This is a genomic window from Chromobacterium violaceum ATCC 12472, assembly GCF_000007705.1.
In the GTDB taxonomy this organism is placed as follows: Bacteria; Pseudomonadota; Gammaproteobacteria; order Burkholderiales; family Chromobacteriaceae; genus Chromobacterium; species Chromobacterium violaceum.
Map to the genome: position 1 here is coordinate 4,056,637 of NC_005085.1, position 12,318 is coordinate 4,068,954.

The following is a 12,318-nucleotide window of genomic DNA, read 5'->3' on the forward strand; positions in this document are numbered from 1 at the left end:
CGGCTTTTTCGCACATTCCGTCAAACCCGGGCCGGAATCAGCCCTTCTGTTCCATCTTGTTGATGACGAACTTGACGCCCGGCACCTTCTCGGCAGCCTGGCCCGCCTTGAACATTTGCTGGTCGTCGGTCATCACGCCTTCTATGGTCACTTCGCCCTTCTTGCTGGACACTTTCAGGTCCAGCGGCTTCAGTTCCGGCTCGGCGTCCAGCGCCTGCTTGACGCTGGCGGCCAGCTGTTCGTCGGTCGGCGCGGCGACTGCGGCGTCCTCGGCGTAAACGGCATGGGCGGCGAAAGCGCCGGAGCAGGCCAGAACGGCCAACAGCAGAGTGCGGCTTGCGATTCGTTTCATCGTTTTCTCCAATTTCTCGCGACCACGACCGCTCGGCATCCACGCCGGCGGCCATATCCATGGGACCCGCCCATGTTAACGATGAAACTTTTCGGTTTTGTTTCAGCTCAATGACTTCACATCTGCCCGGCATCACGCCGGGCCGCGCATCGGGTTACAATCCAGACCATCTATCACGGAAAGGCCTTCCGGCCCAAGCATGAAGCAGACACTGTTGAAGAAAAGCTGGCCGCTGTGGCTGGCCTTGCTGGCGCTTGCCGGCTGCACCACCACGCCCTCCGTCACGCCCGGCGGCCCCTCCACGGGCATCCCCGCCGGCGCCGACAGCGCCAGCCCCGCCGCGCTGCCGTCCTGGAACGACCAAGCCGTCGGCGATTCGCTGCAGGGCCTGCGCCAAAGCTGCCGCACGCTGCAGAAGAAACCGGCCTGGAGCGGCGTCTGCCGCGAAGCCGGCGCGCTGGCGGACAACGACGCCGACGCCGCGCGCCGCTTCTTCGAAAACCGCTTCACCGCCTGGAAACTGCGCGACGGCGGCCGCGACAGCGGCCTGATCACCGGCTACTACGAGCCGCTGCTCAACGGCAGCCTCAACCGCTCCGAGCGCACGCCATGGCCGGTCTACGGCGCGCCGCGCGACATGCTCAGCGTCGACGTGCCGATGAGCCAGCGCAATCGAGGCACGCTGCGCGCCAAGCAGGCCGGCCCGGGCCGGCTGGTGCTGGCGGCGGGCGGCAATATCGAGATCAATCCGGCCGACTTCCCCGCGGATCCGCGCGGCATCCGGCTGAAGGGCCGCCTGTCCGGCTCGCGGCTGCTGCCCTACTTCACCCGCGGCCAGATCAACCAGGGCAGCATCGCCGGCAGCGCGCCGGTGATCGCCTGGGTGGAGGACCCGGTGGAGCTGTTCTTCCTGCAGGTGCAGGGCTCCGGCCGCATCCAGCTCGACGACGGCAGCTTCCTGCACGTCGGTTTCGCCGACCAAAACGGCTATCCCTACCAGTCGATCGGCAAATGGCTGGTGGACAAGGGCGAGATGACGCTGGGACAAGCGTCGATGCAGGGGATCAAGGACTGGCTGGCGAAAAACCCGCAGCGCCGCGACGAGCTGCTGGCCGTCAATCAGAGCTACATCTTCTTCAAGCCGCTGCCCGGCGACAACGGCGGGCCGATCGGCGCGCTGGGGGTGCCGCTGACCGGCGGCTACAGCATCGCGGTGGACCCGCGCTACATCCCGCTGGGCGCGCCGGTCTACCTGTCCACGACCTGGCCTCACTCCAGCGAGCCGCTGGTGCGGCTGGTGCACGCACAGGACACCGGCAGCGCGATCAAGGGCGCGCTGCGCGCCGACCTGTTCTGGGGCTACGGCACCGAGGCCGGCATGTACGCGGGCCGGATGAAGCAACAGGGCAGCCTGTGGCTGCTGCTGCCCAAGGGCGTGTCGCCCGGCGCCTCGCTGTAGCGCGAAGCAAGACAAACGGGGCCTAGCGGCCCCGCTCCGCTTTCCCTCGCGGCTCAGACCGCCAGCGCGCGCTGGCGGCAGCGGCCGGCCACCATGACCGGCGGGTGCAGCGCGACCGCGCCCTCCTCGTCGTCCTCCCGCTCGAGCTTGCCGCGCAATGCGGCCTCAAGGGCCCGGCTGGCCAGAAACAGCGCGCGCACCACTTCCGGCTGCCTGAGAACGGCGGGTTGCGACAACAGCTCGCCACTGATCGGGTCTACTCCGATGGCAAGCGCTTCCACGATGCTGCGGGCTTCGGCTGGCGACATGATGCAGGCTCCCAAGACTGATGAAACGACAATCCATGCCCCGAATATCGGGGCCGGACCTCGCATAGGATCGGCATTCCCGGCGGAAAGCGCACCTGTCTGTTCAGCCACCTGCGCAACGCGCGGCCAGCGCCTGGCTCACCCGCCCCTGCCCATCCTCCAGCCAGACGGCCACGCCGCTGGCCCCCGGCCGCTGGCCGCCGGCGAACCGCAAATGGCGCCTCAGCGTCGTTTTGGCCCCGGACAAGGGAAAGGGCCCCGCCAAGCTTCGCGCCACGGCGTCGTGCCGCAACAGCCTGCCCTCGTTCTCGCCAGCCTCCACCCGGCTTTGCAAGCCATCCTCGAACACGGCCAGCATCAGGCGCTGCGCCGGAGAGCCGGACTCCAGAACGGCTTCGACTTCGACATCCACGCCGTCGCCGGCCAGCCGTCCGCTCACGCGCAACGAGGCGCCCGCCCGTCCGCCGCGCAAGCCGGCCCGCAGCCCGTCATAGCCGGCGAAGCGCCAATCGCGGCCGTCAAGCAGCAGCTGCGGCGTGTAGACCAGCGTCGAGCCGGCCTGGGCCGAGCGCCAACGCTGGCGCTGGGAATAATCGGGCTTGGCGAAACGGTCCCGCCAGCCCAGCCCGTCCCAGTAGTCGACATGGAAGGCCAGCGGCACCACCCGCCGCGCGTCCAGCCCTGCCGCGGCCAATCCCGACAACCAGGCCTCGGCCGGCGGGCAGCTGCTGCAGCCCTCCGAGGTGTACAGCTCCAGCAGCGACGCTTGCCGGCCGCTTCCCTGCGCGCCGTTCAGAACGCAGGCGCCGTCAGCCCAGGCAGCCTGGGCGCAAAGCGACAGCATGCCCGCCCAGAAAAACTTATTCCGACCGTTCATTTCCGCTCTCCTGTTTCCATCCGCAAATTAGTCGCGGACGGAGAGGTTTTCTTGCGATGGGCGCGGGTCGGGATCCCGGCGGGACGGGCGCTGCGGGGCGGCGGTGAAGACGACGCGCCGCGGCTGGAGACGGCGGAACGGCGCCGCCTGCGAGCAGAATAAGGAAAAGGGGCTGCGCTCGCGCGCAACCCCTTGATTGTCTGGTGGGCCCCCGGGGAGTCGAACCCCGCACCAACGGATTATGAGTCCGCTGCTCTAACCAAGCATGAGCTAGAGGCCCTGAAAGAGTGGGCAATTATAGCGAGGAAAACAAAAATCCCCAAGCCCTTTATTCAAGGCGCTTGGGGATTTCCAGCATTTCAAGCGATGCGCTTACTGACCGCCCGGCTCGCTGTCCAGGAAGCTGCGCAGACGCTCGGAACGGGTCGGGTGGCGCAGCTTGCGCAGCGCCTTGGCCTCGATCTGGCGAATCCGCTCTCGGGTCACGTCGAACTGCTTGCCCACTTCTTCCAGCGTGTGGTCGGTATTCATGTCGATGCCGAAACGCATGCGCAGGACTTTCGCCTCGCGCGGCGTCAGCGTGTCCAGCACTTCCTTGGTCGCGTCCTTCAGGCTGGAGTACATCGCCGCGTCGGACGGGGCCAGGTTGTTCTGGTCCTCGATGAAATCGCCGAGATGGGAATCGTCGTCGTCGCCGATCGGGGTTTCCATGGAGATGGGCTCCTTGGAAATCTTCATGATCTTGCGAATCTTCTCTTCCGGCATCTCCATCTTCTCGGCCAGCTCCGCCGGATCCGGCTCGCGGCCGCTTTCCTGCAGGATCTGCCGCGAGATGCGGTTCATCTTGTTGATGGTCTCGATCATGTGCACCGGAATGCGGATGGTGCGGGCCTGGTCAGCGATCGAGCGGGTGATGGCCTGCCGGATCCACCAGGTGGCGTAGGTCGAGAACTTGTAGCCGCGGCGGTATTCGAACTTGTCCACCGCCTTCATCAGGCCGATGTTGCCTTCCTGGATCAGGTCGAGGAACTGCAGGCCGCGGTTGGTGTACTTCTTGGCGATGGAGATCACCAGACGCAGGTTGGCCTCGATCATTTCCTTCTTGGCGCGGCGCGCCTTGGACTCGCCGGCCGACATCTGGCGGTTGATTTCCTTCAGCGCCTTGATCGACAGCATCGCCTTGTCTTGCAGATCGGACAGGCGGGTCTGCTTCTCGATGATCGCGTGCTTGAAGCGGGTCAACGCCTCGCTCCAGGCCTTGCCGGAATCGATCTCGTTTTCCACCCAGTCAAGATTGGTCTCGTTGCCCGGGAACACCTTGATGAAGTGGGCGCGGTCCATGCGCACGCGGCTGACGCAGATGTCCTGGATATCGCGCTCGTAGGTGCGGATCTCGTTGACGCGGCCGCGCAGCGACTCGCAAAGGCTTTCCACCTGGCGGGTCGCGAAGCGCACCAGCATGAACTCGGTGGTGATCGCGTCCTGCAGCTCCAGGTATTCCTTGCTCTGCTGGCCCTTGGCGTTCAGCGCCTTGACCATCTTGTCGAACAGCATGCGCACGCCGGCGAAGTGCTCCAGCGCCTGTTGCTTCAGCTCTTCCAGATTGGCCGCGGCGTCGGCGTCGGCGTCGACCGGAGCGCCGTCTTCGTCCTCTTCCTCTTCCTCTTCCTCGTCCAGCAGATCGTCGCTGTCCTCCGGTTCGGCGAATTGCGCCTCGTCCTCGGTCGGGGCGTTGAGATCGATGAAGCCGTCGACGACTTCGTCGACGCGGATTTCATCGCGCGCCACGCGTTCCATCAGCTCCAGCACCTCGGCGATGGTGCCGGGGCAGGCGGAGATGGCCTGGATCATGTACTTGAGGCCGTCCTCGATCCGCTTGGCGATCTCGATTTCGCCCTCGCGGGTCAACAGCTCGACCGAACCCATTTCGCGCATGTACATGCGCACCGGGTCGGTGGTGCGGCCGAATTCGGAGTCCACCGAGGACAGGGCCGCCTCGGCCTCCTCCACGGCGTCCTCGTCCGCCACGGACGGGGTGGCGTCGGACATCAGCAAGGTTTCGGCGTCCGGCGCTTCCTCGCATACCTGGATGCCCAGACCGGCGATCATCGTGACGATGTTCTCGATCTGCTCGGCGTCGGATACGTCTTCCGGCAGGTGGTCGTTGATTTCGGCGTAGGTCAGGTACCCACGCTCCTTGCCCAGGGCGATCAGCTGGCGCAAGCGTTTCCGCTGCTCTTCCAGGCTCATCACCTCCTGTTGGCTGTCCTTCACATCTTTCTGGTTTTCGGGAGAGGCCGCCATTTCGCTTCCTGCTAGAAAAAAAGCCGAAAAAAACAGTTGATTATAACACAACCACTTGAACTTTTCCGCCGAACCCGTTAGTTCGGCGGCGAGAACATTTCCCGCAACAGCTGGCCCATCAGGGCTTTCTCCTCAGGAGTCAGCCCTTCGTGCCGGTCCTTCAGTTTTAGCCGCTCCAGTTGCTCCGCATGCAGCATTTTCAGCAGCCTGTCGTTGCCATCCTGGAACAGCTGCCGGTCATCGTCGCTTGGATCGGCGAACTCGTCCGGATCCTGCATCGCCTGCTGCAGCACGCCGTCTATCAAGCCCTCGTAGGGCGTGCCGCGCAATCCTTCGATCAACTGAGCGGTATTCGGCGCGTCGCCGTGCTCCAGCACCCGCTCGGCCAGCATCGCGAAACAGCCCAACTCGTCCGACAGCGCGAGGCTGTCCGGCAGCTTGACGTCGCTTGCCCATTGCGGGTTCATCAACAACCACTTGATCAGCTTCTTGACCATGGTGGTGTTGACCACGCGCTGCGACTCGGCCGGCACTTTGTAATCTCGCCGGCCGCCGCTGCGGCCGCCGCGCTCGGATCGCTGCGGCTTGCCGCCGGTCAGCATGTCCAGCTCGTCGACGTCCACGCCGGCCATCTCGGCCAGCCGCTTGCGTATCATGTACCCCAGCGCCGGCGCGGCGATCTGCGCCAGCAGCGGCGTCGCCTGGCGGATCAGGTCCGCCTTGCCCTCCGGCGTGCCGAGGTTGATGCCGCGGCACAACTCGCGGGTGAAATACACCGACAGCGGCAGGCTCTGCTGGGTCAGCAACTCTTCAAACGCATCGGCGCCGAATTCGCGCACATAACTGTCCGGATCGTGCTCGGTCGGCAGGAACAGGAAGTTCAGCGCCTTGCCGTCCACCAGCTGCGGCAAACTGTTCTCCAGCGCGCGCCAGGCGGCCTTCTGGCCGGCCGCGTCGCCGTCGAAGCAGAAATACACCTGCTCCGCGTGCTTGAGCAGCTTGCGCACATGCTCGCCGGTGGTGGCGGTGCCCAGCGTGGCCACCGCGTAGCCGATGCCGTACTGGGCCAGCGCCACCACGTCCATATAGCCTTCGACCACCAGGACGCGGTTTTTCTCCCGGATCGCCTGCCGCCCCTCGTACAGGCCGTACAGCTCGCGCCCCTTCTCGAACAGCGGCGTTTCCGGCGAGTTCAGATACTTCGGCTCGCCCTTGCCCAGCACCCGCCCGCCGAAGCCGACGATGGCGCCGCGCTGGTTGCGGATCGGGAACATCAGCCGGTCGCGGAAGCGGTCGTAGCGTCGCCCGCTGTCCTCGGCCACGATCACCAGGCCGGCTTCCACCAGCTTGTCGTCCTGGTAGTTGTCTACCGCGGCCTCAAGGTTCTGCCAGCCGTCCGGCGCATAGCCCAGGCCGAAGCGCGCGGCGATCTCGCCCGACAGCCCGCGCCCCTTGCAATAGGCGACGGCGTTGGCCGCCCCCTTCAGCTCGCGGCGGTAGAAGTCGCTGGCAAGCTGCATCAGCTGCTCCAGCGACACCTGCTTCTCGCGCGCCTTGCGGCTGGCTTCCGGGTTGACGCTGCGCTCGTTCGGCACCTGCATGCCGATGCCTTCGGCCAGCATCTTGACGGCATCGACGAAGCCGATGCCCTGGTACTCCATCACGAAGCCGATGGCCGAGCCGTGCGCGCCGCAGCCGAAGCAATGATAGAACTGCTTGCTGGGACTGACGGTGAATGAGGGCGATTTTTCCTTGTGAAAGGGGCAGCAAGCCATGTAGTTCTGGCCGCCCTTCTTCAAGGGGACGTAGCGGTCCACCACGTCGACGATGTCGACGCGGGACAACAGCTGGTCGATGAAATCCTGCGGAATCAAACCCTGCTACCCGAGCGTCAAGCGGTCAGCTTGGCCTTGATCAGCGCGGACACCTGCGCCATGTCGGCGCGGCCGGCCAGTTGAGGGCGCAGCGCGCCCATCACCTTGCCCATGTCCTGCATGCCGGCGGCGCCGGTATCGGCCACCGCCTTGGCGATCAGCGCCTCGATCTCCGCCTGGCTCAGCTGCTGCGGCATGTAGCCCATCAGCACGTCCATCTCGGCCTGTTCCTTGTCGACCAGATCCTGGCGCTGGGCGGCCTGGTACTGGGCGATGGAGTCGCGACGCTGCTTGATCATCTTGTCGATGACGGCCGTGATGCCGGCATCGTCCAGCTCGATGCGCTCGTCCACCTCTTTCTGCTTGACGGCGGCCAACAGCAGGCGGATAGCGGCCAGCTTGTCGGCTTCCTTGGCTTTCATGGCGGACTTCATGTCGTCGGTGATGCGAACTTTGAGGCTCATGTCGTGCTCACTTGGAAATCGGGCGCTGCGCGGGCAGCGGGGGAAATTCGGGAGTACAAATGGCAAAACCGCAGGCATGGCCTGCGGTCCTGCTTGATGCCGGGCAGCTCTTAGTAGAGTTTCGGCGGCAGCATTTGGCTGCGGATGCGCTTGTAGTGGCGCTTCACGGCAGCGGCATGCTTGCGCTTGCGCTCGGTGGTCGGCTTCTCGTAGAACTCGCGGGCGCGCAGTTCGGTCAGCAGGCCAGTCTTCTCTACAGCGCGCTTGAAGCGACGCAGGGCAACTTCAAACGGTTCGTTCTCTTTTACGCGAATAGTCGGCATGTACTTAAGGGTCCTTAGATTTCTTTAGGGCGTGGCTAGGGCCGCCGCCTGTAAAAACAGCATTTTAGCAATGTTACTGCATTTGTAAAAGTCTGAAACGGCAACGTCAGGTCTTTTGTGGTGTTTTGCGCGGTTTGGCGCGGCCAGCCTGGGCCATGAACATCACGACTTGACGGAAGAAATCACCCCCTCACTAGGAGAACTTGGCACTGCACTGTAAAAACGCTTCGGCATCCGGCCCGCGAGATACGCGGCGCGGCCTGCCTCCACGGCCAATTTCATCGCGTGCGCCATTCGGACCGGATCGCGCGCAGCGGCAATCGCGGTATTCATCAGCACGCCATCGCAGCCCAGCTCCATCGCGATCGCCGCGTCGGACGCGGTGCCGACGCCGGCGTCCACGATCACGGGGACCTTGGACTGCTCGATAATCAATTGCAGATTCCACGGATTCAGGATGCCCATGCCGGAGCCGATCAGGCTGGCCAGCGGCATGATCGCGCAGCAGCCAATCTGCTCAAGCTCGCGCGCGACGATGGGATCGTCCGAGGTGTACACCAACACGTCGAAGCCTTCGGCCACTAGCACTTCCGCGGCTTTCAGCGTTTCCCTGACGTTGGGATACAGGTTGTTGGGATCGCCCAGCACCTCCAGCTTCACGAAACGATGGTCGTCCAGAAGCTCGCGCGCCAGGCGCAGGGTGCGGATCGCATCCTCGGCGGAATAGCACCCCGCCGTGTTGGGCAGCAGGTTATACCGGTTTTTCGGCAGAAAGTCCAGCAAATTCGGCTCGTTGGCGTTCTGCCCCAGATTCACCCGCCTTATCGCGGCGGTGACGATTTCGGTGCCGGACACGTCCAGCGCCGCCGCGGTCTGCTCGAAATCCTTGTATTTGCCGGTCCCCACCAGCAAGCGAGAGCCGTACTCCCTGCCGGCTATCACCAGTTTGTCGTCCACCTGCATTCCCTTTTCTTCCATTGGCCTTAGAATGGCGGACAGACGGTTTCAGCCGCCGCCGACCGCCACCACGATTTCCAGCACGTCGCCGTCCGCCAGCCGCGCTTCGGCATGCCGGCCGCGGGGCACGATCTCGCCGTTGCGCTCGATGGCGATGCGCTTGCCGCCCAGCTGCAAGGCTTCGACCAGCTCGGCGAAGGTGGCGATGCCCGAGAAACTCCGATCTTCGCCGTTGATGCGCAGATTCAATTGACTCATCTTCTCTCCACGCGCTGCACCACCGCCAGTTGGCGGACGGCGGCGAGCACGCGCTCCAGGTGCTCCACGCCTTCCACCTGCAGGCGGAAGTGGATATTGAACAGGCTGTCGCCGTCGCGGCTGCTGTCCTGGGTATCGGCGCTCTCGATATTGGCCGACGCCTGCGAAATCGCGGTGGCGATATCGGCCAGCGCGCCGCGCTCGTTGCGCGACAGCACGCCGACGGTGACGCCGAACATCCGGTCGCGCTGCGCTTCCCAGGTCACTTCCAGCAGCTTGTCCGGATCCGCGCGGCGCGCGTTCGGGCAGTTGACGCGGTGGATCACCAGTCCCTGGCCCTTGGTGATCACGCCCAGGATGTCGTCGCCGGGCAAGGGGTTGCAGCAGTTGGACAGCTGCACCATGCCGGCCTCGTTGCCGCGGATGGTGATCGGGCCGACCCGCACGCCTTCGCCCAGCCGCTCTCCGGCCAGCTCCAGCATGCGGCGCGCCACCACGATGGGCAGCAGCTTGCCGGCGCCGATGTCGGCCAGCACGTCGTCGAAGCCCTGCATCTTCTCGCCGTAGGCGGCGAAGTATTCGGCGCGCAGTTCGTCGCTGACCGCCAGCGGCGTCGACGCCAGCGCGCCCACCGCCTGCCGCAGCAGCTTTTCGCCCAGCGCCACAGCCTCCTCGCGCTGCAGGCTCTTCAGATAATTGCGGATGCCGGAGCGGGCGCGGCCGCTCTGCACGAAGGCCAGCCACGACGGATTGGGCTTGGCCTGGGTGGAAGTGATGATCTCGACGGTGTCGCCGTTCCGGAGCGCGGTGCGCAAGGGCACTAGCGCGTGGTTGACGCGCGCGGCGATGCAGCGGTGGCCGACGTCGGTATGCACCGCGTAGGCGAAATCCACCGGCGTGGAGCCTTGCGGCAGCACCATGATCTTGCCCTTGGGCGTGAACACGTAAACCTCGTCCGGGAACAGGTCGATTTTGATGTGCTCGAGGAATTCGACGGCGTCGTCGCTCTCCTCCTGCATGTCCAGCAGCTTCTGCAGCCACTGGTGGGTGCGCTGCTGCGCGGTGTTGACGCCCTCGCCGCTCTTGTACATCCAGTGCGAGGCCACGCCGGCCTCGGCCACGTTGTGCATCTCGCGGGTGCGGATCTGCATCTCCACCGGCGTGCCGTAGGGGCCGAACAGCGTGGTGTGCAGGCTCTGGTAGCCATTGCCCTTGGGAATGGCGATGTAATCCTTGAATTTGCCGGGAATCGGCTTGTACAGGCTGTGCAGCGCGCCCAGCGCCAGGTAGCAGGCCGGAATGTCGTTGACGACGACGCGGAAGCCGTAGATGTCCAGCACCTCGGAGAAGGACAGGTGCTTCTCCTGCATTTTCTTGTAGATGCTGTAAAGGTTCTTTTCGCGGCCCTTGATCGTGGCCTCGATATTGCTTTGCACCAGCCGCTGGCTGACCGCCTGCAGGATCTTGTTCACCACTTCGCGGCGGTTGCCGCGCGCGGCGCGCACCGCCTTGGACAGCACGCTGTAGCGGTGCGGGTGCAGATGCTTGAACGCCAGGTCCTGCAGCTCGCGGTAAACCTTGTTCAGGCCGATGCGGTTGGCGATCGGCGCGTAGATCTCCAGCGTTTCCAGGGCGATGCGGCGGCGCTTGTCCTCGCGCATCGAGTCCAGCGTGCGCATATTGTGCAGCCGGTCCGCCAGCTTGACGATGATGACGCGGATGTCGCGCGCCATCGCCAGCACCATCTTGCGGAAGCTTTCGGCCTGGGCGTCTTCCTTGGTCTGATACTCCAGCCGCTCCAGCTTGGACAGGCCGTCGACCAGGTCGGCGACGATCTTGCCGAACTTCTCCACCAGCGTCGGCTTGGTGACGCCGGTGTCTTCCAGCACGTCGTGCAGCAGCGCCGCAGCCAGGCCCTGCACGTCCAGCCGCCAGTCGGTGAGCATGGTCGCCACCGCCAGCGGATGGGTGATGTAGGGCTCGCCGCTCTTGCGGGTCTGGCCTTCGTGCGCATCGCGGCTGACCTGGAAGGCCAGCCTGAGCATTTCGACGTCTTCCGGCTTGAGGTAGCGCGCGGCGCTCTCCAGGAATGCCGCCGCTTCGGACTCGATCAGGACGTTGTAGTCGATGCCTGTCTCAATGCCGGTGCCCATCTTCGCGCTCCGTACTGCGTCAATCAGGCCTTGCCGCGGTTGAGGACTTCCTTGCCGACGTGGCCGGCGGCAATTTCACGCAGGGCGATCACGGTCGGCTTGTGGCGGCCCGGCTCGACAAAGGCGCTGGCGCCGGAAGCCACTTGGCGGGCGCGGTAAGCGGCGGCCAGGGTCAGGTCAAAACGGTTCTGGATGCGGTCCAGGCAGTCGTCAACGGTAATACGGGCCATGATCTCTCTCAGCTAATGACGGTTACAGGGTTCACTATATCGATTTTCGTCCCGTCCGGCACGGCGGGACGGAACTATTTTCATTTCGCGCCGGCGGTGCCCATGCGGCGGAACATGTCGGCCAGCCGGCGGCACTGCGGGGCGCTTCTCAGGCGCTGAGCGCGCACGATGCTGATCAGATCCAGCCGCGCGCGCTCGAAGTCGTCGTTGACCACGATGTAGTCGTACTCGGCGATCTTGTCGATCTCGGCGCGGGCCGAGGCCAGCCGGCGCAGGATCACTTCCTCGGTGTCGGTGTCGCGGCCGCGCAGGCGGCGCTCCAGCTCCTCGATGGACGGCGGGGCGATGAAGATGCCGATGGCGTCCGGAAAAACCTTGCGCACCTGCTCGGCGCCCTGCCAGTCGATTTCCAGCAGGATGTCCCTGCCGGCCTCCAGGCGGCCGCGTATCCACGGCGCGCTGGTGCCGTAGCAGTTGCCGTACACCTCGGCCCACTCCAGGAAGTCGCCGCGGTCCTTCATCTCTTCGAAAGCCGCGCGGTCGATGAAGTGGTAATGCTGGCCGTCGATCTCGCCCTTGCGCGCCTGGCGTGTGCTATAGGAAATCGACAGCTCGACGCTCGGCTCGGCCTGCAACAGCGCTGCCACCAGCGAGGTCTTGCCGGCGCCGGAGGGCGCCACCACGATGTAAATGTTGCCGATGGGCTGGTTCATGCAAGCTACCAACATTTGCCAAAGAGTAATTTTTCAGGATAGCACA

General features: G+C 64.9%; 13 protein-coding genes and 1 tRNA gene. 1 reads left to right on the forward strand and 13 read right to left on the reverse strand.

Annotated features, from left to right (window positions below):
• Positions 1 to 37: 37 nt before the first annotated feature.
• A complete protein-coding gene (locus CV_RS18595; protein ID WP_011137305.1) occupies positions 38 to 352 on the reverse strand; it encodes a BON domain-containing protein in 315 nt (104 codons plus the stop codon).
• A 199-nt stretch (positions 353 to 551) separates the two neighbouring features.
• On the opposite strand from CV_RS18595, the gene CV_RS18600 reads away from it, so the two are divergent.
• A complete protein-coding gene (locus tag CV_RS18600; RefSeq protein ID WP_011137306.1) occupies positions 552 to 1,811 on the forward strand; it encodes a murein transglycosylase A in 1,260 nt (419 codons plus the stop codon).
• A 53-nt stretch (positions 1,812 to 1,864) separates the two neighbouring features.
• Here CV_RS18600 and CV_RS18605 read toward each other — a convergent pair whose 3' ends face one another.
• The 12 genes from CV_RS18605 to gmk form a co-directional block, all read right to left on the reverse strand.
• Positions 1,865 to 2,119, reverse strand: a complete 255-nt coding sequence (locus CV_RS18605) for a hypothetical protein (RefSeq protein ID WP_011137307.1) — start codon at positions 2,117 to 2,119, stop codon at positions 1,865 to 1,867.
• Between the two features lie 103 nt (positions 2,120 to 2,222).
• On the reverse strand, positions 2,223 to 2,996 hold the full coding sequence (locus CV_RS18610) for a DUF1223 domain-containing protein (protein WP_011137308.1): 774 nt from the start codon (positions 2,994 to 2,996) through the stop codon (positions 2,223 to 2,225).
• Positions 2,997 to 3,197: 201 nt separating this feature from the next.
• Positions 3,198 to 3,276, reverse strand: a tRNA-Ile gene (locus CV_RS18615).
• A 92-nt stretch (positions 3,277 to 3,368) separates the two neighbouring features.
• Positions 3,369 to 5,300 carry an RNA polymerase sigma factor RpoD gene (gene rpoD, locus CV_RS18620; protein WP_011137309.1) on the reverse strand — a complete coding sequence of 644 codons (1,932 nt, stop codon included), beginning with the start codon at positions 5,298 to 5,300 and terminating at the stop codon, positions 3,369 to 3,371.
• Positions 5,301 to 5,377: 77 nt separating this feature from the next.
• Positions 5,378 to 7,174, reverse strand: coding sequence for a DNA primase (gene dnaG, locus CV_RS18625; protein ID WP_011137310.1), 1,797 nt, complete (start codon positions 7,172 to 7,174; stop codon positions 5,378 to 5,380).
• A gap of 17 nt (positions 7,175 to 7,191) precedes the next feature.
• Entirely contained in the window at positions 7,192 to 7,638 is a 447-nt protein-coding gene (locus tag CV_RS18630; protein WP_011137311.1) for a GatB/YqeY domain-containing protein, read from the reverse strand.
• Positions 7,639 to 7,748: 110 nt separating this feature from the next.
• Positions 7,749 to 7,961 (reverse strand): 30S ribosomal protein S21, encoded by a 213-nt coding sequence (gene rpsU / locus CV_RS18635; RefSeq protein WP_011137312.1) that lies wholly within the window; start codon positions 7,959 to 7,961, stop codon positions 7,749 to 7,751.
• Between the two features lie 162 nt (positions 7,962 to 8,123).
• Entirely contained in the window at positions 8,124 to 8,924 is an 801-nt protein-coding gene (locus tag CV_RS18640) for a thiazole synthase (RefSeq protein ID WP_172539954.1), read from the reverse strand.
• Between the two features lie 42 nt (positions 8,925 to 8,966).
• Entirely contained in the window at positions 8,967 to 9,176 is a 210-nt protein-coding gene (gene thiS / locus CV_RS18645) for a sulfur carrier protein ThiS (protein WP_011137314.1), read from the reverse strand.
• Entirely contained in the window at positions 9,173 to 11,329 is a 2,157-nt protein-coding gene (locus CV_RS18650; RefSeq protein ID WP_011137315.1) for a RelA/SpoT family protein, read from the reverse strand. Before CV_RS18650 ends, thiS begins: the two co-directional genes overlap by 4 nt.
• 23 nt (positions 11,330 to 11,352) lie before the next feature.
• A complete protein-coding gene (gene rpoZ, locus CV_RS18655) occupies positions 11,353 to 11,559 on the reverse strand; it encodes a DNA-directed RNA polymerase subunit omega (RefSeq protein ID WP_011137316.1) in 207 nt (68 codons plus the stop codon).
• An 80-nt stretch (positions 11,560 to 11,639) separates the two neighbouring features.
• A complete protein-coding gene (gene gmk, locus CV_RS18660) occupies positions 11,640 to 12,272 on the reverse strand; it encodes a guanylate kinase (protein ID WP_011137317.1) in 633 nt (210 codons plus the stop codon).
• Positions 12,273 to 12,318: the final 46 nt, after the last annotated feature.